This window comes from Devosia indica (assembly GCF_003056405.1).
Lineage (GTDB): Bacteria > Pseudomonadota > Alphaproteobacteria > Rhizobiales > Devosiaceae > Devosia > Devosia indica.
Window position 1 is genome coordinate 86,343 of sequence record NZ_PYVZ01000008.1, and the last position, 26,825, is coordinate 113,167.

The 26,825-nt window shown below is 63.4% G+C and carries 23 protein-coding genes and 2 tRNA genes; 14 read left to right on the top strand and 11 right to left on the bottom strand.

The genetic code is table 11. The features are described 5' to 3' along the window. Positions 1 to 2: 2 nt before the first annotated feature. Positions 3 to 890 (bottom strand): LysR family transcriptional regulator, encoded by an 888-nt coding sequence (locus tag DDE76_RS09685; RefSeq protein ID WP_104893061.1) that lies wholly within the window; start codon positions 888 to 890, stop codon positions 3 to 5. Positions 891 to 988: 98 nt separating this feature from the next. Here DDE76_RS09685 and DDE76_RS09690 point away from each other — a divergent pair, with 98 nt between their 5' ends. After that, positions 989 to 1,612, top strand: coding sequence for a class I SAM-dependent methyltransferase (locus DDE76_RS09690; protein WP_104893060.1), 624 nt, complete (start codon positions 989 to 991; stop codon positions 1,610 to 1,612). 129 nt (positions 1,613 to 1,741) lie between these two features. Beyond that, entirely contained in the window at positions 1,742 to 3,265 is a 1,524-nt protein-coding gene (locus tag DDE76_RS09695) for a helicase HerA domain-containing protein (protein ID WP_104894876.1), read from the top strand. A gap of 84 nt (positions 3,266 to 3,349) precedes the next feature. Here DDE76_RS09695 and DDE76_RS09700 read toward each other — a convergent pair whose 3' ends face one another. After that, positions 3,350 to 4,216 carry an aldose 1-epimerase family protein gene (locus tag DDE76_RS09700; RefSeq protein WP_104893059.1) on the bottom strand — a complete coding sequence of 289 codons (867 nt, stop codon included), beginning with the start codon at positions 4,214 to 4,216 and terminating at the stop codon, positions 3,350 to 3,352. Between the two features lie 155 nt (positions 4,217 to 4,371). Between DDE76_RS09700 and hrpB the strand changes: the two genes are divergently transcribed. Next, positions 4,372 to 6,822: an ATP-dependent helicase HrpB gene (gene hrpB, locus DDE76_RS09705; protein WP_104893058.1), complete on the top strand. Its 2,451-nt coding sequence runs from the start codon at positions 4,372 to 4,374 to the stop codon at positions 6,820 to 6,822. 3 nt (positions 6,823 to 6,825) lie between these two features. Here hrpB and DDE76_RS09710 read toward each other — a convergent pair whose 3' ends face one another. Together DDE76_RS09710 and msrB are read right to left on the bottom strand one after the other, a co-directional pair. Then, positions 6,826 to 7,596, bottom strand: a complete 771-nt coding sequence (locus tag DDE76_RS09710) for a hydroxypyruvate isomerase family protein (protein WP_104893057.1) — start codon at positions 7,594 to 7,596, stop codon at positions 6,826 to 6,828. Beyond that, complete coding sequence (msrB, locus tag DDE76_RS09715) at positions 7,593 to 7,997, bottom strand: peptide-methionine (R)-S-oxide reductase MsrB (RefSeq protein ID WP_104894875.1); 405 nt, start codon at positions 7,995 to 7,997, stop codon at positions 7,593 to 7,595. Before msrB ends, DDE76_RS09710 begins: the two co-directional genes overlap by 4 nt. A 104-nt stretch (positions 7,998 to 8,101) precedes the next feature. Between msrB and DDE76_RS09720 the strand changes: the two genes are divergently transcribed. Continuing rightward, complete coding sequence (locus tag DDE76_RS09720) at positions 8,102 to 8,716, top strand: pyridoxamine 5'-phosphate oxidase family protein (RefSeq protein WP_104893056.1); 615 nt, start codon at positions 8,102 to 8,104, stop codon at positions 8,714 to 8,716. Between the two features lie 177 nt (positions 8,717 to 8,893). On the opposite strand, the gene DDE76_RS09725 is transcribed toward DDE76_RS09720, so the two are convergent. The 3 genes from DDE76_RS09725 to cpdR all read right to left on the bottom strand — a co-directional run bounded on the left by DDE76_RS09725 (position 8,894) and on the right by cpdR (position 9,673). Further along, positions 8,894 to 8,968: transfer RNA gene (locus DDE76_RS09725), tRNA-Val, on the bottom strand. A 47-nt stretch (positions 8,969 to 9,015) separates the two neighbouring features. Next, positions 9,016 to 9,090 (bottom strand) — tRNA-Val (locus DDE76_RS09730). Positions 9,091 to 9,313: 223 nt separating this feature from the next. Further along, on the bottom strand, positions 9,314 to 9,673 hold the full coding sequence (cpdR, locus tag DDE76_RS09735) for a cell cycle two-component system response regulator CpdR (RefSeq protein ID WP_046105558.1): 360 nt from the start codon (positions 9,671 to 9,673) through the stop codon (positions 9,314 to 9,316). 219 nt (positions 9,674 to 9,892) lie between these two features. Here cpdR and DDE76_RS09740 point away from each other — a divergent pair, with 219 nt between their 5' ends. Together DDE76_RS09740 and DDE76_RS09745 are read left to right on the top strand one after the other, a co-directional pair. After that, positions 9,893 to 10,789 carry an N-formylglutamate amidohydrolase gene (locus DDE76_RS09740; RefSeq protein WP_245891867.1) on the top strand — a complete coding sequence of 299 codons (897 nt, stop codon included), beginning with the start codon at positions 9,893 to 9,895 and terminating at the stop codon, positions 10,787 to 10,789. Positions 10,790 to 11,109: 320 nt separating this feature from the next. Then, the gene (locus DDE76_RS09745) at positions 11,110 to 11,904 is read left to right on the top strand and encodes an inositol monophosphatase family protein (RefSeq protein ID WP_104893054.1); all 795 of its coding nucleotides are present in this window, start codon (positions 11,110 to 11,112) and stop codon (positions 11,902 to 11,904) included. On the opposite strand, the gene DDE76_RS09750 is transcribed toward DDE76_RS09745, so the two are convergent. Both DDE76_RS09750 and DDE76_RS09755 read right to left on the bottom strand, forming a co-directional pair. After that, positions 11,901 to 12,395, bottom strand: coding sequence for a pyridoxamine 5'-phosphate oxidase family protein (locus DDE76_RS09750; RefSeq protein WP_104893053.1), 495 nt, complete (start codon positions 12,393 to 12,395; stop codon positions 11,901 to 11,903). The two genes, DDE76_RS09745 and DDE76_RS09750, sit on opposite strands and share 4 nt — an antisense overlap. Positions 12,396 to 12,400: 5 nt before the next feature. Beyond that, positions 12,401 to 13,339 (bottom strand): alpha/beta fold hydrolase, encoded by a 939-nt coding sequence (locus DDE76_RS09755; protein WP_157955740.1) that lies wholly within the window; start codon positions 13,337 to 13,339, stop codon positions 12,401 to 12,403. Positions 13,340 to 13,779: 440 nt separating this feature from the next. Between DDE76_RS09755 and DDE76_RS09760 the strand changes: the two genes are divergently transcribed. Continuing rightward, positions 13,780 to 14,235 carry an Hsp20 family protein gene (locus DDE76_RS09760; RefSeq protein WP_104893051.1) on the top strand — a complete coding sequence of 152 codons (456 nt, stop codon included), beginning with the start codon at positions 13,780 to 13,782 and terminating at the stop codon, positions 14,233 to 14,235. 57 nt (positions 14,236 to 14,292) lie between these two features. Here the strand turns inward: DDE76_RS09760 and DDE76_RS09765 are convergent, their stop codons facing one another. Then, complete coding sequence (locus DDE76_RS09765) at positions 14,293 to 14,643, bottom strand: ArsR/SmtB family transcription factor (protein ID WP_104893050.1); 351 nt, start codon at positions 14,641 to 14,643, stop codon at positions 14,293 to 14,295. A 45-nt stretch (positions 14,644 to 14,688) separates the two neighbouring features. Between DDE76_RS09765 and DDE76_RS09770 the strand changes: the two genes are divergently transcribed. The 7 genes from DDE76_RS09770 to hpt all read left to right on the top strand — a co-directional run bounded on the left by DDE76_RS09770 (position 14,689) and on the right by hpt (position 25,099). Further along, a complete protein-coding gene (locus DDE76_RS09770) occupies positions 14,689 to 15,201 on the top strand; it encodes a DUF6428 family protein (protein WP_104893049.1) in 513 nt (170 codons plus the stop codon). A 27-nt stretch (positions 15,202 to 15,228) separates the two neighbouring features. Then, positions 15,229 to 16,461: an arsenite efflux MFS transporter ArsK gene (gene arsK / locus DDE76_RS09775; protein ID WP_104893048.1), complete on the top strand. Its 1,233-nt coding sequence runs from the start codon at positions 15,229 to 15,231 to the stop codon at positions 16,459 to 16,461. A gap of 102 nt (positions 16,462 to 16,563) precedes the next feature. Continuing rightward, positions 16,564 to 17,037, top strand: a complete 474-nt coding sequence (gene dps, locus DDE76_RS09780; RefSeq protein WP_104893047.1) for a DNA starvation/stationary phase protection protein Dps — start codon at positions 16,564 to 16,566, stop codon at positions 17,035 to 17,037. A gap of 502 nt (positions 17,038 to 17,539) precedes the next feature. Further along, positions 17,540 to 22,270, top strand: coding sequence for a glutamate synthase large subunit (gene gltB / locus DDE76_RS09785; RefSeq protein ID WP_104893046.1), 4,731 nt, complete (start codon positions 17,540 to 17,542; stop codon positions 22,268 to 22,270). Between the two features lie 2 nt (positions 22,271 to 22,272). Further along, on the top strand, positions 22,273 to 22,872 hold the full coding sequence (locus tag DDE76_RS09790; RefSeq protein ID WP_104894874.1) for a glutathione S-transferase family protein: 600 nt from the start codon (positions 22,273 to 22,275) through the stop codon (positions 22,870 to 22,872). An 11-nt stretch (positions 22,873 to 22,883) separates the two neighbouring features. Next, positions 22,884 to 24,311, top strand: a complete 1,428-nt coding sequence (locus DDE76_RS09795; protein WP_104893045.1) for a glutamate synthase subunit beta — start codon at positions 22,884 to 22,886, stop codon at positions 24,309 to 24,311. Positions 24,312 to 24,556: 245 nt separating this feature from the next. After that, the gene (hpt, locus tag DDE76_RS09800; RefSeq protein ID WP_104893044.1) at positions 24,557 to 25,099 is read left to right on the top strand and encodes a hypoxanthine phosphoribosyltransferase; all 543 of its coding nucleotides are present in this window, start codon (positions 24,557 to 24,559) and stop codon (positions 25,097 to 25,099) included. A gap of 170 nt (positions 25,100 to 25,269) precedes the next feature. Here hpt and DDE76_RS09805 read toward each other — a convergent pair whose 3' ends face one another. Further along, positions 25,270 to 26,820 (bottom strand): UxaA family hydrolase, encoded by a 1,551-nt coding sequence (locus DDE76_RS09805; RefSeq protein WP_104893043.1) that lies wholly within the window; start codon positions 26,818 to 26,820, stop codon positions 25,270 to 25,272. Between the last annotated feature and the right edge of the window lie 5 nt (positions 26,821 to 26,825).

Here is a 26,825-nt window from a genome sequence, read left to right on the forward strand (position 1 = left end):
TCTCAGGAAAAATGCTCGACCAGCAAGTCGAACACCAGCCGGATACGCCGGCTGGTGTGGAGTTCCCGATGGGTCACCAGCCAGACCGGCACCGGGATCGGCTCGATGGACGGAACCACGATTTCGACCTCAGGGGTCTGGCGTGCTACCGCTTCGACCATGGCGCCCAGGCACATGCCCTTGCGCACCCATTCCCACGCCGTCATGCCGCTTTGCGTTGCCAGCCGGAAATTGTCCGGCCCCAGCGGCACCCCGCGCTTCTGCATCTCGGCGATGAAATCATCATTGTTTTCCAGCGCCCCGACGAAATCGTGCCGCGCCAGTTCTGCGGCGGTCTGCGGACGCCCCAGCCGCGCGATCAGGGCCGGCGTGCCATAGACATAGGCCGCGGTGTCCTTGCAGCGCCGGGCAATCAGCCCGTCCTGATCCGGGCGCACATGGCGAATGGCGATATCGGCCTCGCGCCGCAACAGATCGCTGATCTGTCCCACCGCCAGCACCTGAACGGTGATCGCCGGGGCCTCGCGCCTGATTTTTTCGAGCAAAGGCGGCAGCACATGGCCGGCATAGATATCGGCCGTCGTGATCCGCACCACCCCCTCGACCGATTGCGACTGTGCCGCCGCCGACAGGGTCACCCGCTCGGCCGCCGCGCCCATCTCGCGCAGATCGGCCACCAGTCGCTGCCCGGCCTCCGTCAGCACCAGGTTCCGCCCCACCCGCTCGAAAATGGCCAGCCCCAGGCTTTCCTCCAGCGCCGCCACCTGCCGCCCCAGTGTCGGCTGGGTGAGGCCCAGGCGCTTGGCCGCAGCCGAGAGCGATCCCGCCTCGACCGTGGTCAGCAAGGCGCGCATCTGGTTCCAGTCGGGATTGCCGGGCGATACATTCATACGCTGATGTATAGGTCTTCTGCCAAATTGTGCAATTTTGTTTTGAGGGCGCAGGCTTTACACTCCCGATCAATTCATTGAGGCAGGACCGCGTGAACATGGCCGAGTTGAGCGCTTTCTGGGACAGGCTGGCAGACAAATATGCCGCCCAGCCAATTGCCGATGAAGACGCCTACCGCACCAAGCTCGCGCGCACCCAGGCGCATCTCACCCCGGAGATGGAGATCTTCGAGTTTGGCTGCGGCACGGGAGGCACCGCCATTGCCCATGCCCCGCATGTGCGCAGCGTCCGCGCCATTGATTTCTCCACCCGCATGCTCGACATGGCCCGCCAGCGCGCCGCCGAAGCCGGTGTGGACAATGTCACCTTCGAACAGGGCGACATCACCAGCATTGCGGTGGAGCCGGGCCGCTATGACATGGTGCTGGACCTCTCCATCCTGCATCTGCTCAAGGACCGGCAGGCGGTCATCGCGCGGGTCTATGAGATGCTCAAACCCGGCGGACGGTTCGTGTCGAGCACGGCCTGTCTGGGCGATTCCATGAAATGGTTCGGCTATGTCGCCCCGCTCGGTCGCGCCCTGGGCCTGCTGCCCATGCTCAATGTGATGACCCCCGACCAGTTGCGCGCCGACATGATCCGGACCGGTTTTGTCATCGAGCATGACTGGCGCCCCAACCCGAAATCCGCGCTCTTCCTGATCGCCCGCAAGCCGGACTGACTGGCCTGTGGAACCGGGCTTTCGCCGATTGGGCGAATCGGTGAGGCTATGTGCTATCACTCGCAAATAGTCAGTTAGCCGTGCGTCTGCCTTCCCGCTGGAGATGAGACGCATCCAGCCGGAGAGATGATGCAGGTCGCCATCGACATGGGAGAAAGCCGGGGATCCGGCCCAGCCCACATGGATCTTGAGGAATTGCTCGCCACGCGCCTGCTGGTGCAGGGCAATTCGGGGTCCGGCAAGTCCCATCTGCTGCGCCGCCTGCTGGAGCAATCTGCCCAATGGGTGCAGCAATGCATCATTGATCCCGAGGGTGATTTCGTCACGCTGTCCGACAAGTACGGGCATCTGGTGGTCGACGCCACGCGCACCGAAAGCGAATTGACCCGCATCGCCAATCGCGTGCGCCAGCACCGTGTCTCCGTAGTGCTCAATCTTGAAGGGCTCGACGCCGAGCAGCAGATGCGCGCGGCTGCCGCCTTTCTCGGTGGCATGTTCGATGCCGACCGCGATTTCTGGTATCCGGTGCTGGTCGTGGTCGACGAGGCTCAGCTTTTTGCGCCCGCCGCTGGCGGCGAGGTCTCGGACGAAGCGCGCAAGCTCTCGCTGGGCGCCATGACCAATCTGATGTGCCGCGGCCGCAAGCGGGGCCTGGCTGGCGTGATCGCGACCCAGCGCCTGGCCAAGCTGGCCAAGAACGTGGCGGCAGAGGCTTCCAATTTCCTCATGGGCCGCACCTTTCTCGATATCGACATGGCGCGCGCCGCCGACCTGCTGGGCATGGATCGCCGCCAGGCCGAACAGTTCCGCGATCTGGCGCGCGGCCATTTCGTGGCCCTCGGGCCCGCCATCTCGCGCCGGCCCCTGCCCATCGTCATCGGATCTGTAGAAACCTCGGCCCGCTCGACCAGCCCCAAGCTGACACCTTTGCCCGAGGCACCGGCCGACGCGGCCGATCTCATTTTCACCCAGGACCCCGAGGAACTGGCCCGCCCGGTCGCGCGCCGCCCGGCCCCGCCCCCGCCGCCATCGACCAATGAATTGCTCGCCCAGGTCGCCGAGGCCCGTGCCAAAGCCCGCGCCGAAGCACCCGAGGAGCCAGGCTCGCTCTTCCCCGAGATCGACGAGGCCGAGCGCGACGCCATGATCCAGGCGGTGATGGTCGAACTGATGAGCGACCCCGATGCCGGCTTTCGCACCACGGCCCAGCTCTATCAGGATTTCCTGGTGCGCTGCCGCATCCGCCGCGTGCCGGGTGATCCACCGGCCCTGCCGGCCTTCAAGCGGTTGCTTGCCGTGGCCCGGGTGGCGCCTGACGAACAGACCGCGTCCTCCGATGGCTGGCAGCAGGCGCTGAGCTTGTCCGAAACGCTGACCGATGATGTGCAGGGCGTGTTCCTGGTCATTGCCCAGGCGGCGCTCACCGGCGCCCCCTGCCCGTCCGACGCCACGCTGGCCCGGCTTTATGGCACCCATTCATCGAGCCGTGCCCGGCGCCTTTTGACCTGGTTCGAGGAACGCGGGCTGATCGTGCTGCGCACCGATTTCCGCAACCAGCGCATCGCCGCCTTTCCGGATCTGGGCGCCGAGACGGCTCCGGGCGATCCCAACGGCCCGGACGAGCTGGTCGAGGAACGCGGTGCAGCGGAGTAATTTCGCGTCGTCGGTAGGCGTTTCTCCCCGGTGGGGGGAATCGAGACAAGGAGGCCATGTGAGCTGTGCTCAAATGGCGATCGATTAACCCCTCAGTTCCGCCCGGAAGCTGTATCGTGCCGTCGCGCCTGGCCCCAGCAATTCGGAATATGGCCGTTCGCTCAATTCTTCCGATCCGCCAATTTCGGCCGCGGTGCCATGCCAGGGTTCAAGGCAGACAAAGCCGGCGCCCGGCTTGGTCCAGAGTGCGAAATTGGGGAGGTTCTCCCAGGTGAAGTGCACGCTTGGCCCCTCGACCGGTCCATAGACCAGCCCGGCGCCTGCCCCATCGGGAAACAGCATGGCGTCGTCCGCAAACAGGCTGTGGTCGAGCGTCAACCGCCCCGCTTCAAAGGGCGAGGGCAGTGTCCTGGGGTCCACCAGCCCGCCCGACAGCCGATGCAGCGCCGGAGCGCCGCCTTGATCCAGTTCGACGCCATGCGGCGCTCCCTCTGCGCCCGGCAGCGGCCAGGCAAAGGCCGGGTGAAAGCCGATGCCGAAGGGCATGATCTTATGGTCACGATTGGTAACTATGGCGCTCACCACCACGGCGCGACCTTCCACCCGGTGCTCGACATCGAGTTCGAAGTTGAAGGGATACATGGCCCGGCTCGCCTCGGAAGCGGTCAGCCGATAGACGCAACGATCCGACTCCTCGACCATGAGCGAAAAATTGCTGCGCCGGGCAAAGCCATGCTGGCTCATCTGGAACGGCACACCGTCCACGGTCACCGTGTCATTGGGCGCCTTGCCGACAATGGGAAACAGCAGGGGCGACCGGCCGGTCCAATAGGTCGCGTCGCCATGCCAGAGCCAGTGGCGGCCATCGCGCGTCTGGATCGACTGCATCTCCGCACCAAGCGCCGCGATATCGACGGTGATCTGGTCATTGGCGATACGGGTCAGTTGCATGCGCCGCTCCGGGCAATTTCTGGATCAGCAAGCACCCTAACCCTTTCTGGCACAAAGGAGAACCCGCAAGTACGCTTGCGATGAACAAGCTCCTAAGGCAGCGCGGGTCGTGACACCCCTTGCGTGCTGGCGGCCGCAAGGGCTATCGGCTCTTTATGTCCCACGCCATGCCGCCGCTGCCCATCGATGCCGCCCTGCCCGCTCTTGCCAAAGCCTTGACGCAGGGGATGTCCGCCGTGCTTGTGGCCCAGCCTGGTGCCGGCAAGACGACGCGCGTGCCCCTGGCGCTATTGGAGGCACCCTGGCGCGACGACCGTCGCATCATCATGCTCGAGCCGCGCCGGCTGGCCGCCCGGGCCGCTGCCCGGCAGATGGCCCGGCTGCTGGGTGAAGAGGTCGGGCAGACCGTGGGCTATCGCGTGCGCATGGAGACCAAAGTGTCCGCCCGCACCCGCATCGAGGTGGTGACGGAGGGCGTGTTTACCCGCATGCTGCTTGATGACCCGGAACTCAGCGGCGTCGCCGCCGTCATCTTCGATGAATTTCATGAACGCAGCCTGGATGGCGATCTGGGTCTGGCTTTGGCGCTCGATGCCCGCGCCCTGCGGCCGGACCTGAGACTTCTCGTCATGTCCGCCACCATCGATGGCGCGCGTGTCGCCGCATTGCTCGATGACGCGCCGGTCATCGACAGCCCCGGCCGCACCTTTCCGGTCGAAACCTTACATGTCGAGCCCGACCCGCTGCAGCGCCTCGAAGACCAGGTGGCCGGCGCGACGCTCGCTGCCCTGCGCGAGCATGAGGGATCGGTGCTGGTGTTCCTGCCAGGGCAGGGCGAGATCATCCGTACCGCCGAACGGCTCGCGACGCGCCTGCCCGCCAATACCGATCTGGCGCCACTTTATGGCCAGCTCTCGCCCGCCGAGCAGGATCGCGCCATCCAGCCCGCGCCCGAAGGTCGCCGCAAGATCGTGCTGGCGACCTCGATTGCCGAAACCTCGCTGACCATTGAGGGCGTGCGCATCGTCGTCGACAGTGGATTCCGCCGCGTGCCGGTCTATGAACCCGCCACCGGCATGACGAGCCTCGCCACCCGAAGGGTGTCCCGTGCCGGTGCCGACCAGCGCCGCGGCCGGGCCGGGCGCACCAGCCCCGGCGTCTGCATCCGGCTCTGGCACCAGGGCCAGAGTGCCGCGCTCGAACCGTTCGAAACCCCGGAAATCCTAGCCGCTGATCTGTCTGGCCTGTTGCTCGACCTCGCCAGTTGGGGCGTCACCGACCCGCAGGCGCTGGCCTTCCTCGATCCCCCGCCTGCCCCGGCCTGGGCCGAGGCCAAAGCGCTCCTGTCTCGCCTCGACGCCATCGATCAAGCCGGACACCTCACGCCGGCCGGCAAAGCCCTTGCAAAATTGCCGCTGCATCCGCGCCTCGCCCATATGGTGGTGGCCGACGCCGAAGATGGCGATGCGCAAACCGCTGCCGAACTGGCCGTGCTGATCGGCGAGCGGGGGCTGGGTGGGGACGACATCGATCTCGGCCGCCGCCTTGAGCGCTTTCGCATGGATCGATCGCGCCGCGCCGAGGAGGCCCGCAGCCTGGCCCGGCGCTGGGCAAAGCTGGCCGGTGGGTCCTCGGGCGAAGGCCTGTCCCCCGGCCATCACCTCGCCCGCGCCTTTCCCGACCGGGTGGCGCAATCGGCCGGGGCCCGTGGCCGCTTTCGCCTGGCCAATGGACGGCAGGCCCAGCTTGACGAGACACACGCCCTGGCCGGCGCGCCCTTTATCGTCGTTGCCGATGTGACCGGCAGCGCCACACAAGGCCGCATCCGATCGGCCGCCGCTCTCGATGCGAGCGAACTCGAAACCCTGTTTGCCAGCCATATCCGCACTCAAACCAGCCTCAGTTTCGATCCGGGGAGCGGCGCCGTCCGCGCCCGCCGGCAGCGCCGGCTCGACGCCTTGCGGCTGGCCGACGAAACCGCGCCGGTGACCGATTTTGACGCCGCAGCCGGGCTCCTGGCCGAAGCAGCCGTCAAGCGGGTCGACACCCTGCCCTGGAGCAAGGAACAGAAAGCCCAGCGCGCCCGCGCCAGTTTTTTGCATCACAGCCTGGGGGCGGATTGGCCCGACCTGTCCGACATGGCTTTGTCCGCCGACCCGGCCTGGCTGACCCCGCACATTCTGGGTGAAACCCGGCTGTCCGCGATCACTGCCGAGCATCTCGGATCGGCGCTGGAAGCCCTGCTGCCCTGGGCGAAAAAGCAGGAAATGGAAAAGCTGCTGCCCAGCCATTTCCACGCGCCCTCGGGCAGTCACCTGCCCATCGACTATGGGGCCGAAAACGGTCCGGCGCTGGAAATCCGGGTGCAGGAACTGTTCGGGCTCGACCGGCACCCCAGTATTGCCAATGGCCGGATACCGCTCTTGCTGGTGCTGCTGTCGCCGGCCCATCGCCCGATCCAGACCACGCGGGACCTGCCCGGCTTCTGGCGCGGCAGCTGGAAGGATGTGGCACGCGACCTCAAGGGCCGATATCCGCGCCATCCCTGGCCGGACGATCCTCTGGCCGCACCCGCCACCAGTCGCGCCAAGCCGCGCGGCACCTGAATTTCAGGCGCGCTCGCGCCAGCCGAGCCCCATGCTGGTCCCTGCGGCCGGCAGATATTCCGCCCCCACCCAACCCTGGTAGCCGCTCGAACGGATAGCCGTGAACACGGACGGAAAATCGATGGTGCCGCTGCCCGGCTCATGCCGGCCCGGCCTGTCGGCGATCTGGATATGGTCGATGATCGGCAGCAGGCGCGTGAACTGGGTCACCACAGCTTCGCCCATCATGGCCATGTGATAGACATCATATTGCAGGCGCAGATTGTCGTGCCCCACCGCCGCCAGCACCCGCTCGGCCTGGTCGAGACGGGATAGCCCATAGCCGGGCATATCGACCGGATTGATCGGCTCGATCAGCCCGACGACGCCAGCGCCCGCCAGCCGCTCGGCGGCCCAGCCCAGATTGTCGATGAACACGGCCTCCGCCTCGGCCGTGGTGACACCCTCCGGGACGAGGCCGGCCATGATATGGAGGCGCGGACAAGCCAGCGCCCTGGCATAATCGATCGCCCGGTCGATCTCGGCGCGAAACCGGGCCTGCTGACCAGGCTGGCAGGCGCAGCCCCGCTCCCCCGTCGCCCAATCGCCGGCCGGCGCATTGAACAGCACCACCTGCACCCCGGCCGCTTGTGCCGCCTGGCGCACGGTGTCGGGCTCATGATAATAGGGGGACACAAATTCAACGCCGCCGAAGCCATCAGCGGCTGCGGCGGCGAAGCGATCAAGAAAGTCATGCTCGGTATAGAGCATGCTCAGATTGGCAGAAAACTTCATGCTTCGGGCGTGAAGTCGAGCGCCACGCCATTGATGCAATAGCGCAGGCCCGTCGGAGGCGGACCATCGGGGAAGACATGGCCCAGATGGCTGCCACAGGTGGCGCAATGCACTTCGGTGCGCACCATGCCGTGGCTGCGGTCGGTGGTGGTTTCAACCGCACCGGGGATCGGATCGTTAAAGCTCGGCCAGCCTGTACCGCTCTCGAATTTCAGCGTCGCGGCGAAGAGCGGGCTGTCGCAGCCGGCGCAGGAAAACGTGCCGGGCCGCTTTTCGTGCAACAGGGCGCAGGAGCCCGGCCGCTCAGTGCCGTGCTGGCGCATGATGTAATATTGCTCTTCGCTCAGCCGCGCGCGCCATTCGGCATCGGTGCGGGTCACGGGGAAAGTTTGCGCATCCATGGCATCACTCCTTGTCTCGACCTGTGTTTCGTTTGTCATATAGGCTTGGTTACACATCAATCCCAGCGCGCGCTCGATCACGACGCGGTTCCCAGGGCTTATTCATGACCAAGATTGTTTCCCTCGACCAGCTTGAGGCGCTCTATCAACCCGCCCCAGCGCCCGCTTCGACCGCCAAGGTGGCGCACGCCATAACGCCCGATTATCGGCGCCTGATCGAAGTCAGCCCCTTTGCCGCGCTCGCCACCATCGGACCCGAAGGCCTTGATTGCTCTCCGCGTGGCGACAAGCCTGGATTTGTACGCATCCATGATGACAAAACCCTGATGCTGCCTGACCGGCGTGGCAATAACCGCATCGACAGCCTGCGCAACATTGTGCGCGACCCGCGCTGCGCGCTGCTTTTCCTCATTCCCGGCGCGGGCACCACCTTGCGCGTCAATGGCCGTGCGCATCTCTCCATCGATCCGGCCCTGCTCGAAAGCTTCGCGGTTGAGGACAAGGCGCCGCGCTCGGTGGTCGTCCTTGATATCGATGAGATCTATTTTCAGTGCGCCCGCGCGGTTCTCCGCTCCGAACTCTGGAACCCCGAACGCCATGTCGACCCGACAAGCCTGCCCACCCCGGGCCAGATCCTGGCGGCAATGACCGGCCAGCGAGTGGGCGGCGAGAGCTATGACAAGGCCTGGCCCGAAAGGGCGAAACAGACGATGTGGTGATCGAAAGGTCGTTGCCAGGTCGGGTCAGGGCACCATCTGCCCGGGCAGCGGGCTTCTTCAAGTCAGAACGAGTCGAAGCCGGTGGCTCTTCGAGCACCGGAGCGGAGCGTACGTGGGTACGTGAGCACCGGAGCGCAGAAGAACGCCGGATGCAGGCCGTTATCACTTGAAGAAAAATGGTGGGAGTAACAAGGATTGAACTTGTGACCCTTCGCGTGTGAAGCGAATGCTCTCCCGCTGAGCTATACTCCCACATCGCCTTTTTTCCCCTGAGGGAAGCAAAGCGAACCGGAAAGAGATGGTGGGCGTAACAAGGATCGAACTTGTGACCCCTACGATGTCAACGTAGTGCTCTCCCGCTGAGCTATACGCCCATCTCTCCGGGCCGGACTGGCTGTGCCGATCCGGTGGCGCGGATAGACCATAAAACCCCTCGGGGGGTCAAGAGGGCAAATCAGAAGAGTTCGACCTCTGTGGAAACTCGCTGCGGTGAATCCACTGGCGTGCATTCTCGAGCCCTGGAGCGGAGCGTACATGAGTACATGAGCACCGGAAGCGCAGAAAATGCGCGTCAGATGGCCGCCGCAGTAGCGTTTCCTAGGCGGCCAGCAGGCGCTCGACCTCGTTGACCAGATCCTTGAGGTGAAAGGGTTTTGAGAGCACGGAGGCATCCTTGGGCGCATCGCTGTCCGGGTTGAGCGCCACGGCGGCAAAGCCGGTGATGAACATCACCTTGAGGTCGGGGTCGAGCTCGGTGGCGCGGCGCGCCAGCTCGATCCCGTCCATTTCCGGCATCACGATATCGCTCAGCAGCAGCGAGAACGGTTCTTCGCGCAGCCGCTCATAGGCCGACAGTCCATTGTCGAAGGACACAACCTCATAGCCGGCATTCTTGAGCGCCCGCGTCAGGAACTGGCGCATATCATTGTCGTCTTCGGCGAGCAGGATTCGCTTCATCAAGGGTCCTCTTGGGGCAGAGCCAGCGGCTGAGTCGGTATTTGCGCCGATGTTTATGCCACCGTACCGCTTTCGCAACCTCTCACTGCATCCAGTGCGCCCTTTTCCGCGTTGTTCGCACAAATGCAACAATTCTGGACAATCGCGCCGCCGCGCGCGAAACTTAACTCCAGCAAATCACTTTCTGGCGGACCATACCGCCATATTGGGGGAGACGGCGTGCGGTCCGACTATTGGGATCAACCGGCATTTGAAACGATCCGTCCACGACGGCTGGTCGCGCCTGTCGTGTTCAACTCGCCCCATTCGGGCCGGGTCTATCCCGAACGGTTCCTGGCCATGGCGCGGCTGGACCACCTCTCGATCCGCCAGTCCGAGGACGCCTTTGTCGATGAATTGTTCGGCCGGGCGCCCCATCTGGGCGCGCCGCTGCTCAGGGCGCATTTCCCCAGGGCCTATCTCGACGTCAATCGCGAGCCTTGGGAACTGGACCCCACAATGTTCGTCGAACCGCTATCGGACCGGTTCAACACCAGCTCCCCCCGCGTTGCGGCCGGACTGGGCACGCTGGCCCGCGTGGTGGCCGAGAACAAGCCCATCTATCGCGAACGCCTGACGCTGGAAGATGCGCGCATGCGTATTGAGGGCATCTATCACCCCTATCACGCGGCGCTGCAGAAACTGCTTTCCGAAAGCGTGGCCAAGTTCGGCCTGGGCGTGCTGATCGACTGCCACTCCATGCCGCGGCTGGGCCGCCATGGCGAGCGGGCCACGCCCGATATCGTGCTGGGCGACCGCTATGGCACCACCTGCGCCGGTCCGCTGGTCGATCTGGTCGAAACCGTATTTGCCTCGGCAGGCCTGCGGGTGGCCCGCAACCGGCCCTATGCCGGCGGCTTCTGTACCCGCGCATATGGCCGCCCGCAACATGGCGTGCATGCCCTGCAGATCGAAATCAGCCGTCACCTCTATATGAACGAGGTGACGTTGGAGAAAAATGCCGGCTTTGACACCATCAAGGCGCTGATCGAGCGGCTGATCATGACCCTGGTGGGGATCGATCTGGTTGCCTTGGCCGGCATCTCCACCTTGCCCGAACAGGCCGCGGCAGAATAAACCCGGACAAACAAAAGGGGCCGCCCCCAAAGACGGCCCCAGTCAAGGGAGGAACGATGTTCACCGAACGCGGCACCCAGATGCCGGGCCGTTCGGCAACGCACCATGCCCCTTGTCGATGAACCCATTCGCGCCTTTGGACAAGTCTTCCCGCCCCGGTCCACAGCAGTTCCCGCCCGCCTTGTTGCAAAAATGAATCAGAAACGACACAGAAAATCCGGGACAAATTCTGCCGCCTTTGCCGTTCAACCAAAAGTGTTCGCAAGTAAATCCTTGTCAGATTTGCTTTTTGTCTGACCTATAGCCTCGAAAGTCCCGATATGCCCGCCAACTCGATCGATTTTGCCCGGATTGAAGCGGTTCTGCGCCAGGCCAGCGCGGCAGCCGCGCAGCACACCCTGCCCCTGTTCCGCACCCCGCTTGCCATCGACAACAAGCTCGCTGCCGGTTTCGATCCGGTCACCGAGGCAGACAAGGGGGCTGAAACCGTCATCCGCGACATCATCGCCCAGGCCTTTCCAGATCATCAGATCATCGGTGAGGAATGGGGCACAACCGGGCAAGGGCACCATAGCTGGATCATCGACCCCGTCGATGGCACGCGCGCTTTCATTTCAGGCGCACCGGTCTGGGGCACGCTGATCGGCTTTGCCATTGATGGGGTGGCGGTGGCCGGGCTGATGAGCCAGCCCTTTATCGGCGAGGAGTTCATTGCCGTACCGGGCCGCTCAAGCTATCGGCGCGGCGAGTTGTTGCGCACCAACCAGACCAGCGGCCAGACCGAACTGGCCGCCGCGCGCGTCTTCACAACCACGCCGAACCTGTTTCAGGGTGAACACTGGAGCAAATGGCTGGCGGTGGAACAGGCCACGCGCCTGCAACGCTTTGGCATGGATTGCTACGGCTATGCCCTGCTGGCGGCCGGCCAGGCCGACCTCGTCATCGAGCCCTATCTCAACACCTATGACATCGCCGCTTTGGTGCCGATCATCCGCGAAGCCGGTGGCGCCATCGCCTGCTGGGACGGCTCCGAGCCCAGCGGCGGCGGCAATGTGGTGGCCGCCGCAACCCCTGAACTGCTCGACAGGGCGCTGGAGCTGATCAACACCGTCTAGGGAACATCAGGCTCGGGGCGCACCCCATAGGTGCGATAGGCCGCATCCATGAGTTCTGCTTCACTGCGCTCGGGAAAGAGGCTGTAGCTTGGTGCCCAGATGCGCGACACCTTTTCGACGCCCACCGCAATGACGTGCCTGATCGGGAAGGCTCCACCCGTCAATATCCGCAATGGCGCGCACATCTGCGTGAAATCCGCGTCGTTCGGCGCCACCAGGCGCGCCGTGCCGACGACCTTGAATCCCTTCTGCCGGAACACGTCGACGAAACTTACGCAGACCTTGGGGTGGGCGGAGAGATTGCGGACGCTATTGGTCGACGCGATATCGGCGATGAGAATGGTGTCATCACCATGAGCAGCGAAGATCTCCTTGGGCGTAACGTTGGGCACTCCGTCCGCATCGACCGTTGCCAGCCAGCACAGTACGGCATTGTCCATGTCAGCGCGCATGGCATCGTTGATCTGCGCGCGTCTTCGGCTCTCACTCATTTCACTCACGTGCTCTGCTCCGTAATGAACGCATCGAAAGCCGCAAACACCTGGCCGCGCACCGGGTCCGCCTCCATGAACATCTCGTGGCGCGATCCGGCGATCACCATATGCCGCCCCGTGCGCAGACGCAGGCCAAGTTGTTCGATGGCCGGGGTGGAGACGATCCGCTCCCGCGCCGCCGCCAGGATCAAAAGGGGAATGCGGATTTCGCCGGGAAACCTGTCCTGCCTTGTTTCGAGCATGGCGCGCATGGAGGCGCCCAGCCAGCGGAAGCTGGGCGAACCGACATAAAGCCCGTCATCGGCCCTTATGGTTTCGACCATGCGCTTGTAGCGCAGCATGTCCGAGGTCAAGGGATTGTCCGGATACATGCTTTCGTCCGGCCGCCGGTCGCCCTTGCGCTTGAGCGGCAAATGCCCGAGCCCGAAAAAGCTCACCGCTTCGGCCACGGCGGCCCAGCGATGCAGGCTGTGATCCAGGCCATGCAGGCCCACCATGGGCGCGCTGAGAAACACCCGGTCGAACATCATCCGGTCGCGCGTCGTCGCGATCAGGCTGGCCAGCCCGCCCATGGAATGGCCCACCAGGTAAAAGGGCGGCGGACAATCGGGCAGCAGGATCTCCGCGTGAAAACAGCGCAGATCGGTCCAGTAATCCTCGAAGCGATCGACATAACCCACATGCTGGTTGCCGATCAGCCGGTCCGAGCCGCCCTGCCCGCGCCAGTCAAATGTTGCCACCGCAAAGCCGCGCTTGCGGAACGCGGCAATGGTCTCGAAGTATTTCTCGATATATTCGGTTCGCCCCTGCACCAGGCACACCGTCCCGCGTTGCGGCCCCTCGGTCTTCGGCCATAGCGCATAGCGCAGCCGCACCTTGTCCGAGGTGGTGAAATACCCCACCCGCGCGCCTTCGGGCACCGGATTGGTCGGGATGGACACCAGCCTGGGTCCGTTTGGTTCAACTTGCGCTGACAATGCCTGCCCTCGTTTCCGCTATGGCGGCGACCTTAATCGGGCATTGTGAAAAAAGAAAAGCCAGCAACCGGTCTGGCTGCTGGCTTTCCTTGTCTGCGCGGTCCCATGCGGGGGGCGGGTTGACGGGACCGTCAGGGTTGCGAACGCCTCTGCCGGAGCTGTCCGGCTACGTTCACATGCCCCCTTCTAGGCCAATGCACCTGAACCGGAGCGGAGCAGATCATTCATCTTGGGTTCATCTCGCCGAGCTCTTGAACCGGCTTTGACCGCACCTACATCAATGCTGTTCGCCGGGAATACCGGGGACACCGGCCCTGTCCAAGCGGTCTCGCCTATTCAAGGGAGCGCCGCCACAGGCACCGGTCGACACTCAACCACGTTGCTCAATCAGGAGAATGTGACAAATGCAGACCATCGATTTTTCCCCCTTCTACCGCTCCACTGTCGGCTTTGACCGGCTGTTCAACCGCCTCGACAGCCTGGGCGCACAGGAAGCCAAGACCTATCCGCCCTACAATATCGAGCGCACCGGCGATGATACCTATCGGATCTCGATTGCGGTAGCCGGGTTCTCCAATGGCGATATCGCCGTGGAGACCAAGGAAAACAGCCTCGTCGTCAAAGGCGCCAAGCCCTCCGAGAGCGGTGAGGACAAGCGTGAGTTCCTCCATCGCGGCATCGCCGAGCGCGCCTTCGAGCTGCGCTTCCAGCTTGCCGACTATGTCGAGGTGCAAGGCGCAACCCTTGAGAACGGCCTGCTGCATCTGGAACTGAAGCGCGAACTGCCCGAGAGCAAGAAGGCGCGCACCATCCAGATCAATGGCGGCACCGCCACCATCGAGGACAAATCCGTGAACTAGACCTTTCCGAGTCCATCGGAATGATGAAGGCGCGGTCCGCAAGGGCCGCGCCTTTTTTCATGCGCCAGGGTCTGGCGCGCAGCACGCCTCGGCCGCATGGGTGACACCGGCCACCATGGCCGGGTGCCCCTGGCAGCAATCGCGCATCAGAAAGTCCACCAGCCCGGACAGGCCGGCGAAATTGGCCGTATAGAGGATCGAGCGCGCTTCGCGGCGCGATGCAATCAGACCGGAGCGCTCCAGATGCGCCAGGTGAAACGAGGTGCGCGAGGACGATGCCCCCACCGCCTCGCTGATGGCCCCCGCAGCCATGCCACCTTCACCCGCTATCACCAATGCCCGCACGATGCGCAGCCGCGTGTCCTGCGAGAGCGCGCCAAAGGCATCAAGGGCTTGCTTTTCGTCCATTCTCATTTCAATATCTCTTGAAAGATTGAGATAATGGTAGAACCAATGAACGCGCCTGTCACCTCCATGATCCAGCCCGACCACACCCTTGGCCAGTTGCGCGCTCGCCTGGAGCCGCACACCGCCCTGCCGCTGGTCTTCAACTATGCCGGACGAACCATCCAGCCCGGCTACCATGTCACCGAGATCAAGGCGGCACATTTTTCTGCCCTCGACTGCGGCGGCAACCCGGACCAGTGGGCCGAAACGGTCCTGCAGGTGGAAGACCTGCCGGCCCGGGAGGGAAACGACACGATGAGCGTGGGCAAGTTTCTTTCCATTCTTGCCCGTGTCGAACAGGCCCTGAGCATGGACCCTTCATCCCGGGTCACCATCGAAATCAGCCGTCCCGGCGAAGCCATGCAGGTTTTTGATATCGCCCGCGTTGAGAAAGGGCAGGGCCGCATGGAGCTGGAACTGGCAATGCGCCCCGCCATCTGCAAGCCCCGTCATCGCGCCAGCCAGCCGGAGGGAGCCTGCTGCGGCCCGGCGACCCAATCCGCCGCCTGCTGCGCCTGACCGCCACGTAAAGCGAACCCTATCGCCATGTCCAAGCCCGTCCCCGCGACCGCCGTCTGGGCGCTCGGCATCACCCAGATCGTGGGCTATGGCTCGCTCTATTATTCCTTCAGCGTGTTGGCCCCGGCCATCGGGGACAGTTTTGGCCTGTCGCCCGAATGGATCTTCGGCGCCCTGACTGTCGCCCTGCTGATCGGCGGTTTGGCGGCGCCATGGACCGGACGCATGCTGGACCGGTTCGGCGCCGCCCGCGCCATGAGCCTGGGCTCAATCCTGGTCACGATCTTCCTGCTTCTGATGGCCATTGCACCAAACGGGACGGTCTTTGCACTGGCCCTCGGCGGCATGGAAATCGCGTCCACTTTGGTGCTCTATGCCGCCGCCTTCGCTGTATTGGTGCAATTGGCCGGGCGGCAGGCGCAGGCCAGCATCACCCATCTCACCCTGATCGCCGGTTTTGCCTCGACCCTGTTCTGGCCCTTAACAGCAGTGTTTGAAGACCAGATCGGCTGGCGCGGCAGCTATGTGGTTTTCGCCGGCATGAACCTGCTGATTTGCCTGCCGCTGCATCTCTGGCTGGGCCGAATGTCAAATCGTGCCGCGACAGCGCCGACCGATGCCGCCACGACCCGGGCGCTGGCAATGCCCCCGTCCGATAGTCCCAAAAGCAAATGGCTTTTTCCGCTGGTGCTGGTCGGGTTTGCCCTGCAAGGACTGGTGCTGGCAGCAGTGACCCTGCAGATGCTGCCGCTGCTGCAGGCGCTCGACCTTGGCACGTACGTCCTGCTGATCTCAAGCATTTTTGGACCGGCCCAGGTTCTGGCGCGACTGGTCAACATGGTGTTCGGCGGCCGCTTGCGCCCGACAGCCCTGGCCATCATCGCCGCCGCGACCCTGCCGATAGCCCTGCTGCTGCTCGCCATCTCGGCTCCCGCTCTGGCCGGTGCAATGGCCTTTGCCCTGCTCTTTGGACTGGGTTCGGGGCTCACCAGCATTGTCTCCGGCTCCCTGCCGCTGCACCTGTTTGGCCAGCACAATTACGGGGCCCGCCAGGGGCTGATCTCTGCGGCCCGCCAGATGGCCGCGGCAACAGCCCCCTTTGCCATGGCTCTGGCTATTGGCCAGGTCGGCGTTTCCGCAACGCTCTGGACATGGACCGGCCTGGCGCTCCTGCCGGTGGTCTGCTTCATCCTGATCCTGCCCATCACGCGGCGCGCCGCATCCACGATGCCGGATCCAAAGCCCGCACCAGCCGAATAGCGTACTCCCCATCGGCATTGGAACGGTTCCGCGTGCTGGGCAGTTGATTGGGCAAGGCCGCCGCGCCATCTCAATCAACACAAGCGTCAGGATAGGAACCCCATGAAAACGCCAAGCATCGACCTCAAGGCCAATGCCAAATCTGCGGTGATCGACGTGCTCAATGCCCGCCTTGCCGACAGCATTGATCTGGCCCTCGCCACAAAGCAGGCTCACTGGAATTTGAAAGGCCCCAATTTCATCGCCGTGCATGAAATGCTCGATCCGATGCGGGCTGCCATTGATGGCCATGTCGATGTGATGGCCGAGCGTATCGCCCAGCTCGACGGCACACCGGATGGCACCAGCCAGACCGTTGCCAAGACCACTAGCCTTGATGCCTATCCCACCGACATCAAGAAGGTTTCCGATCACCTTGCCGCCCTGGCCGAGCGCTTTGGCAAGCTGGCCAACCAGGTGCGCAAGGATATCGACACCACCGACGAAGCCGGCGATGCCGACACCGCCGATATTCTGACCGCCTATTCGCGCGACCTCGACAAGAATTTGTGGTTCATCAAATCCCATCTCGAATAGGATTTCTAGACCGGACGGATAGAGATTGGGCGCCCCGACGGGGCGCCCAATGCGTTTGGGGCCTATTGTCCTACAGTTTCCTATTGTTTTTGCAGCCAAGTCCTATTTTTTGTGTCGGACTGGTGGCAAAATGGCTTGCCCCTAGTTTTGAATTATGCAAATGTGCAGGCGTTAGGGCAGCATCTCTGTCCTATCTCACGCGTCGCCCCGCTCTCCGCGGCCAGCGCGCACGCTGGTCCGGCTGGACCGCTAGTCGATAGCGGAAACGGACAGGCGGGGCTAAGATAGAGCCCGAATATGAGCGGCCATTTGGATGCAGTGCCGCTCCCCATGCAGGAACGCAATTTGCTCATTCGAGCCGTACTCGTGTAGTACGACCCGGCTGAACACTGCGCCCCAGAGGAAACCATGCATCCGCCCGGCCGGCCCCGTCGGCAATAGCAGGATGCGCAAGACGAAACATTGGCCCCAGTTCAGGGCCCGAACAGAACGAGGTTGAGCAATGGCAAACGTACGGACCGGCATCACCGCCCAGACCGAAACAGCCAATCGCAAAACCCTGATTCTGGACGGCAAGCGCGTCGATGGCCGTCCCCAGGCCCAGGGTCTTTATGATCCGGCCCACGAGCATGATGCCTGCGGCATCGGCATGATCGCGAACATCAAGAACAAGCCCAGCCACGAAGTGGTGCAGAAGGGTCTCGAAATTCTCGAGAACCTGGAGCATCGCGGCGCGGTGGGCGCCGACCCGCTGATGGGCGACGGCGCCGGCATTCTGGTGCAGACACCGCACGCCTTCTTCGCCAAGGTGCTGCCCTTCGCCCTGCCCGAAAAGCACCACTACGCCGTGGCGATGATCTTTTATCCCAATGATGTTGCCCTGCGCGACAAGTGTGCCGTGGTGGTGCGCCGCTGCCTTGAGGCCGAAGGGCTCGAACTGCTCGGCGAACGCACCGTGCCAACCGACAATTCGCGGCTGTCCGAAGGCGTCATTGCCACCCAGCCGATCATCGAACAGATGGTCATTGCGCGCCCTGAAGGCCTCTCGATCGATGAGTTCGAGCGCAAGCTGCTGATCGTGCGCAAGGTGATCTCCAACTCGGTCTACAAGGACGCGCCCGAAAGCGACAGCGACAACGGCTTCTATGTCGTTTCAATGTCAGCCCGCACCATTGTCTATAAGGGCATGTTCCTGGCCGACCAGCTTGGCGCCTTCTATACGGACCTGCATGACGAGGCCTTCGAAAGCGCCATCGCGCTTGTGCACCAGCGCTTTTCCACCAATACCTTCCCCTCCTGGAAGCTGGCCCACCCCTATCGCATGACCACCCACAATGGTGAGATCAACACCATTCGCGGCAACGTCAACTGGATGGCGGCGCGACAGGCGTCGGTTTCCTCGCCCAAGTTCGGCGATGACATCACCAAGATCTGGCCGATCTCTTATGAGGGGCAGTCGGATACGGCCTGCTTCGACAACGCGCTCGAGTTCCTCGTGCGCGGCGGCTATTCGCTGCCGCACGCAGCCATGATGCTGATCCCCGAAGCCTGGGCCGGCAACTCGCTGATGGATGAAGAGCGCCGCGCCTTCTACGAATATCACGCGGCCCTGATGGAACCCTGGGATGGGCCGGCCGCCATGTCGCTGTCGGACGGCCGCTTTGTCGTGGCCACGCTCGACCGCAACGGGCTGCGTCCGGCGCGCTATCTCGTCACCAAGGAAGGCCATGTGGTCCTGGCCTCGGAATCGGGCGTGCTCGATATTCCCGATGAGGATATCGTCGAGCGCTGGCGCCTGCAGCCGGGCCGCATGCTGCTGATCGACCTCGAAGAAGGCCGCATCATCTCGGACGAAGAGGTCAAGAAGCACCTCGCCACCAAGAACCCCTATGCCGAATGGCTCGCCCGCAGCCAGATCGTGCTCGAGGACCTTCCGCCCACCGAGCCGCAGGCACCCAAGAGCTCGGAAAGCCTGCTCGATCGCCTGCAGGCCTTTGGCTACACCCAGGAAGACTTCAAGCTGTTGATGGCCCCCATGGCCACCACCGGCCAGGAAGCCGTGGGCTCGATGGGCACCGACACGCCGATCTCGGCGCTCTCGAACAAGTCCAAGCTCCTCTACACCTATTTCAAGCAGAACTTCGCGCAGGTCACCAACCCGCCCATTGATCCGATCCGTGAGGAATCGGTCATGTCTCTGGTGAGCTTCATCGGCCCGCGCCCCAATATTCTCGATCTCGAAGGCTCGTCCCGCGAAAAGCGCCTGGAAGTGCGTCAGCCCATTCTGACCAATGAGGATCTCGAAAAGATCCGCGCCATTGGCGACATGCGCGACAACCAGTTCAAGACCAAGACCATCGACATCACCTATATGGCCGACAAGGGCGCCGCTGGCATGGAAGCCGCGCTGGCCGACATCTGCGCCATTGCCGAAGAGGCGGTGCGGGGTGAATATAACATCATCATTCTCTCCGACCGCCTGGTTGCGGCCGACCGCATCGCCATTCCCGCGCTGCTGGCGACCGCTGCCGTGCATCACCATTTGATCCGCAAGGGTCTGCGCACCTCTTCGGGCCTGGTGGTGGAAACCGGCGAAGCCCGCGAAATGCACCATTTCGCCATGCTGGCCGGCTATGGCGCCGAGGCAATCAACCCGTATTTGGCCTTCGAGGCCCTCGCCGCGCTGCATGCCGAAGGCGAGTATCCGCCCGAGGTGTCCGCCGACGAAGTGGTCTATCGCTATATCAAGAGCGTCGGGAAGGGCCTGCTCAAGGTCATGTCCAAGATGGGCATTTCGACCTACCAGTCCTATTGCGGCGCCCAGATCTTCGACGCCATCGGCCTCAATTCCGAATTTGTGAAGAAGTATTTCTTCGGCACCGCAACCTCCATCGAAGGCGTTGGCCTGGCCGAGGTTGCTGAGGAAACCGTGCGCCGTCATGCCTCGGCCTTTGGCGATGATGCAGTGCTGCGCAAGGCGCTCGATGTCGGCGGCGAATACGGCTTCCGCATCCGCGGCGAAAAGCACGCCTGGTCGCCCGACGTGGTGGCAGATCTGCAGCATGCCGTGCGCACTGCCGGCGAAAGCCCCGAAACCGCCCAGGAGCGCTATGACAGTTTTGCCGCCCATGTGAACTCGGGCGACAATGGCTATCTGGCGATCCGCAACCTGTTCGACATCAAGCCGCTTGGCCCTGCCGTCGAACTCGATGAGGTCGAACCGGCCGCCAATATCGTCCGCCGTTTCGTAACCGGCGCGATGTCCTTTGGCTCGATCAGCCGCGAGGCGCATACCACTCTGGCCATCGCGATGAACAAGATCGGCGGCAAGTCCAATACCGGCGAGGGCGGCGAAGAACCCGACCGCTACAAGCCCCTGCCCGATGGCTCGCGCAATCCGCTGCGTTCGGCCATCAAGCAGGTTGCTTCGGGACGCTTTGGCGTCACCACCGAATATCTGGTCAATTCCGACCAGATCCAGATCAAGGTCGCACAGGGCGCCAAGCCCGGCGAAGGCGGTCAATTGCCCGGCCACAAGGTCGACTGGATCGTCGCCAAGACGCGTCATTCGACCCCGGGCGTGGGCCTGATTTCGCCCCCGCCGCACCACGACATCTATTCCATCGAAGACCTGGCCCAGCTCATCTACGATCTCAAGAACGTCAATGAGCAGGCCGATATCTCGGTCAAGCTGGTCAGTGAAGTCGGTGTCGGCACGGTGGCCGCCGGCGTTGCCAAGGCACGCGCCGATCATATCACCATTTCCGGCTATGATGGCGGCACCGGTGCGTCCCCGCTGACCTCACTCAAGCATGCCGGTGGTCCCTGGGAAATCGGTCTGGCCGAAACCCACCAGACCTTGGTGCTCAACCGCCTGCGCAGCCGCGTGCGCCTGCAGGTCGATGGCGGTCTCAAGACCGGCCGCGACGTGCTGATCGGCGCCATTCTGGGTGCAGACGAATTCGGCTTCTCGACGGCCCCGCTGATTGCAGCCGGCTGCATCATGATGCGCAAGTGCCACCTCAACACCTGTCCGGTTGGCGTTGCCACCCAGGACCCGGTGCTGCGCAAGCGCTTCAAGGGCACGCCCGAACATGTCATCAACTATTTCTTCTTCGTGGCCGAAGAGCTGCGCGGCCTGATGGCCACGCTCGGCGCCAGGACGCTGGACGAGTTGATCGGCCGCTCCGACTTGCTCGACCAGCGCCGGGCAGAGGATCACTGGAAGAGCGAAGGCATCGACCTCTCCAAGGTGTTCTACAAGCCCGAACCGCTGGGTGGCGACAGCCTTCATCACACCGAAACGCAGAACCATCACCTTGAAGCCGTGCTTGATCGCAAGCTGATCGAGCTGGCCACCCCGGCCCTGGAGAACGGCACGCCGGTGCAGATCGAACTGCCGATCCGCAGCCGCGACCGCTCGGCCGGCGCCATGCTTTCGGGCGCACTGGCCCGGAAATACGGTCATGCGGGCCTGCCCGAGGACACCATCTCGATCACCCTCAAGGGTACGGCCGGCCAGGCCTTTGGCGCCTTCCTGTCCAAGGGCATCTCGATCGACATGATCGGCGACGCCAATGACTATGTCGGCAAGGGCCTGTCGGGTGGCCGCATCGTGGTCCGCCCGTCGGACAAGGTCGGCATTGTGCCGGAAGACTCGATCATCGTGGGCAATACCGTGCTCTACGGCGCTATTTCGGGTGAGTGCTATTTCCGCGGCGTGGCCGGCGAACGCTTTGCCGTACGCAATTCGGGTGCCATCGCCGTGGTCGAAGGCACGGGCGATCACGGCTGCGAATATATGACCGGGGGCCTTGTCGTTGTCATCGGCAAGACCGGCCGCAACTTTGCCGCCGGCATGAGTGGCGGTGTCGCCTACGTGCTGGACGAGGACGGAACCTTCCGCAGCCGCTGTAACCTGGCCATGGTCGATCTTGAGCCGGTGCAGGAGGAAGAAGACCTCATGCGCAAGCTGCACCACCATGGTGGCGACCTTGAATGGCATGGCCGCGTCGACATTTCAGGCGACATGACCAAGCATGACGACGAGCGCCTGCACCAGCTCATCTCCAACCATCTGCACTATACGGGCTCGACCCGCGCCAAGCAGATCCTGGAGAACTGGGTCGAGATGCGCCCCAAATTCGTCAAGGTGATGCCAGTCGAATATCGCCGCGCCATCCTTGAGATGGAAAAGAAGCGCGGCTCTGGCGCACAGGCGGCGGCGGAGTGATGTTGCAGATCTACGGCAACTTTGGGTCGGGCAACTGCCTCAAGGTCAAGTATATCGCCGACGCCATCGGTCTGCCTTTTGAGTTGCGTGAAGTCCGCTCACGTTCCGGAGAAACCGGCACACCGGAGTTCCTCAAGCTCAATCCGGCTGGTCAGGTGCCCGTCGTCATTCTCGATGACGGCCGGCCCCTGGCGCAGTCCAACGCCATTCTGCGTTATCTGGCACAGGATACGCGCTTCATCCCGGCCGACCGCTACGAGGCTGCCAAGGTGGACGAATGGCTGTTCTGGGAACAGTACAGCCATGAGCCAAGTGTGGCGGTGGCGCGCGCCCGCGTCGTCTATGATAAGCAGGCCGTGTCCGATCTCGACCCCAATCTGGTCATGCAGGGCAACAAAGCCCTCGACCTGATGGAACAGGCCCTGACGGACCGGACCTGGCTGGTGGGCGAGGCCATGACCATCGCCGACATCGCCCTTCTGCCCTATACGCGGCAGGCGCCGCAGGGCGGTTTTGATCTCTCCGGGCGGCCCGCGCTGTTGCGCTGGATCGCTGCCTGCGAAAACCAACTCGGACTACCTGCCTTTTCGGCAGAGAACTAGAGGTAAGGCCCATGGGTAAGGTAACAGGCTTTCTCGAAATCGAACGTGAAGAGCCGCGCTACGAGCCGGCCTCCGACCGCATTCGCCATTTTGGCGAGTTCACCATTCCCCTGACCGAAGGCCGGGTGGTCGATCAGGCGGCCCGCTGCATGGATTGCGGCATTCCCTTCTGTCATGGCGACACGGGTTGTCCGGTGCATAACCAGATCCCGGACTGGAATGACCTGATCTATAATGGCGATTGGGAAGAGGCTTCGCGCAATCTCCATTCGACCAATAATTTCCCCGAATTTACCGGCCGTATCTGCCCTGCCCCCTGCGAAGAGGCCTGCACGCTCAACCTCGAGGACGTGCCCGTCGCCATCAAGACGGTGGAACAGGCCATTGCCGACAAGGCGATCAAGGCCGGCTGGGTCAAGCCGCAAATGCCCAAGGCCAGGACCGGCAGACGCGTCGCCGTCATCGGTTCCGGCCCGGCCGGCATGGCCGCTGCCCAGCAGCTTGCCCGCGCCGGACATGACGTGCATGTCTATGAGCGCGAGCCCAAGGCCGGCGGTCTGATGCGCTATGGCATTCCCGACTTCAAGATGGAAAAGGGGCATATCGACTTCCGTGTCGAACAGATGGAAGCCGAGGGCGTCACCTTCCACTATGGCGTCAATGTGGGCGTCACCACGCCTCTCTCGGACCTGCAGCGCGACCACGATGCCGTGCTGCTCTGCGGCGGCGCCGAGCGCCCGCGGCCGGTCGATGTCGAAGGCAACCAGTTTGCCGGCGTGCACTACGCCATGCCGTTCCTGGTGCAGCAGAACCGCCGCATCGGCGGTGAGGACGTCAGCAATGAGTTCCAGCTCACCGCTGCCGGCAAGCATGTCGTGGTCGTGGGCGGCGGCGATACCGCATCTGACTGCGTCGGCACCAGCTTCCGCCAGGGGGCCATTGCCGTGACACAGCTCGATGTGCGCCCCATGCCGCCCGAGCTGGAGAACAAGCTGACCAACTGGCCCAATTGGGCGGTCAAGATGCGCACCTCGTCTTCCCAGGCCGAAGGCGCCATCCGCGAATTCTCTGCCGGCACCATGAAAATCCTTGCCGATGCCAATGGCCATGTCACCGGCGTCGAATGCGCCCGCGTCGACCGCAAGCGCCAGCCCATTCCAGGCACGGAATTCGTCATCAAGGCCGATCTGGTGCTGCTTGCCATCGGCTTTGCCGGCCCGGTTGCCGAAGGCATGCTGACCGAATTGGGCGCCGACCTCGACAAGCGTGGCAATCTGTTTGCCGACACCATGAGCTACAAGACCTCGGTGCCCGGCGTCTATGCCGCCGGTGACATGCGCCGCGGCCAGTCGCTCGTCGTCTGGGCCATCCGCGAAGGCCGCCAGGCCGCCCGCTCCATCGACTTCGACCTGATGGGCAAGACGGATCTTCCTCGCTGAGAGCCGTCCCGCAGGGCAAATCGCGCCAGTGGCGCGATTTGAGGCGACCCGGCCATGAGGCCTATGGCCGAATGGCCCGGACCCGCCGCATACTGGAAGGGTCCCTCCCCCTATCAGGGGGACTTCGGAACGGCCGAATCTAAAATCACGCCAGTGGCGTGATTTTAGATTCGAAGGCCGGAAGGGCTACGCCCGCACGGCAGGTGGGGGTATGGTCCCGCCAAAGCGATTCCGCGGAGCCCTTCATGCCCCAAGCCCCCTACACCGTCGACCAGCTCATCTCAGCCAAGGCCATTGCCGCCCGCGTTGAGGAACTGGCCGCCGAAATTACCGAGACTTTCCGCGACACCGACAAGCTCGTCGTCGTCGGCCTGCTGCGCGGCTCGTTCATCTTCATCGCTGACCTGGTGCGCGAGATCGACCTGCCGGTCGAAGTGGATTTCCTCGAAGCCTCCTCCTATGGCGACGCCATGGAATCGAGCCGGGAAGTCCGTATCCTCAAGGACTTGCGCGGCGAGATTGCCGGCCGCGACGTGCTGGTGGTGGAAGACATCATCGACACCGGCCACACGCTCAAGCACGTGCTCGAAATCCTCGAGACGCGCCACCCGCGCCGCATGGAAGTCTGCGCCCTGCTCAACAAGCCATCCCGCCGGGAGACCGATGTGCCGGCCCGCTGGATCGGCTTCGACATCCCCGACGAATTCGTCGTCGGCTACGGCATCGACTACGCCCAGCGCAACCGGAACCTGCCCCATATCGGGAAGGTGCGTTTCGTAGAGCCCTGACACATCAGCTCCATCACCTCCCTCCCCTTGAGGGGGAGGGCAGCGAAGCTTGGCCGACAGGCCTTAGCGAAGCTGGGAGGGGTGACTACTCATCGCAGCGTCACCATTCACCCCACCCTCATTCCCTCCCCCTCAAGGGGAGGGAGGCGCAAGAGCGATACGTCGGTGACTTACATCACCGCGCCGACCTGCCAGGGCACGAATTCATTGTCGCCATAGCCCAGCGCCTCGGACTTGGTGCGCTCGCCCGAGGCGACCTTGAGGATATGTTCGAAAATTTCCTGGCCCTTGGCCTCGATGGAAACACCCTCGACGATATCGCCGCAATTGATGTCCATGTCCTCGGTCATGCGGGCATACATGTCCGAATTGGTGGCCAGCTTTATGGAGGGCACCGGCTTGCAGCCATAGGCCGAGCCGCGCCCGGTGGTGAAGGTCAGCACATTGGCCCCGCCGGCCACCTGCCCGGTCGCCGAGACCGGATCAAAGCCCGGCGTATCCATGAACACGAAGCCCTTTTCAGTGACTTTTTCAGCGTATTCATAGACCGCCGTCAGCGGCGTCGAACCGCCCTTGGCCGTGGCGCCGAGGGATTTTTCCAGGATCGTGGTCAGCCCGCCCAGCTTGTTGCCGGGCGAGGGATTATTGTTCATCTCCCCGCCATTGCGACGGGTGTAATCTTCCCACCACTTGATGCGTTCGATCAGCTTTTCGCCCACCTCGCGCGTCACCGCGCGGCGGGTCAGCATATGTTCGGCGCCATAGACCTCCGGGGTTTCCGAGAGGATGGCGGTGCCGCCCTGCTTGACCAGCGTATCGACCGCCACGCCCAGCGCCGGATTGGCGGTAATGCCCGAATAGCCGTCCGATCCGCCGCATTGCAGCGCCAGGGTGAGATGACTGGCATCCACCGTTTCGCGCCTTGCCTTTGCGGCCACCGGCAGCATTTCCTTGATGCGCTCGACACCCCAGTCGATCATCTTGCGCGTGCCGCCGATCTCCTGGATTGTCATGGTCTGGAACGTGTCGGTTTCGGAAAGACTGTAGACCTCTTTCATCCGGTCGATCTGGAACGCTTCGCACCCCAGGCCCACCAGCAGCGCCGCGCCCAGATTGGGATTGGAGGTGTAGCCCCACTGCGTCCGCCGGAAGATCTGATAGCCTTCGCCGGAAAGGTCCATGGCGCAGCCCGTGCCATGCACGAACGGGATCACTCCGTCGATCTCGGGATAATCATCCAGCACGCCCGAGCGGTTGATCGCTTCGGCCATGAACTTGGCAACAGTCGCCGAACAGTTCACTGACGTCAGGATGCCCACGTAATTGCGCGTCCCCACCGAACCATTGGCCCGCCTGAAGCCTTCAAAGGTCGCCCGCTGGCTGGCTTCGACCATCTCGACCGGCACCGCGCCTTCCGCAAAAGCATAATCATGGGCCAGCGACCCATCGGGGCCGCCCATGCCGCAATTGTGCTCATGCACCCAGTCGCCCGGTGCAATACCCTCCTTGGCAAAGCCGATGATCTGCCCGAATTTCACAACCGCCTCGCCTGCCGCAATCGGGCGCGTGGCAAATTTGTGCCCGCGCGGCACCCGGCGGATGATGGCGACACCCTCGGGCGTATCGGTGCCCACCTCAAGATTGGCCAGCGCCACCGCAATATTGTCGGCAGCGTTCAGCACCAGGGTCTTGCCTTGCGGCTGCGTCACTTGATCATTCATCGACA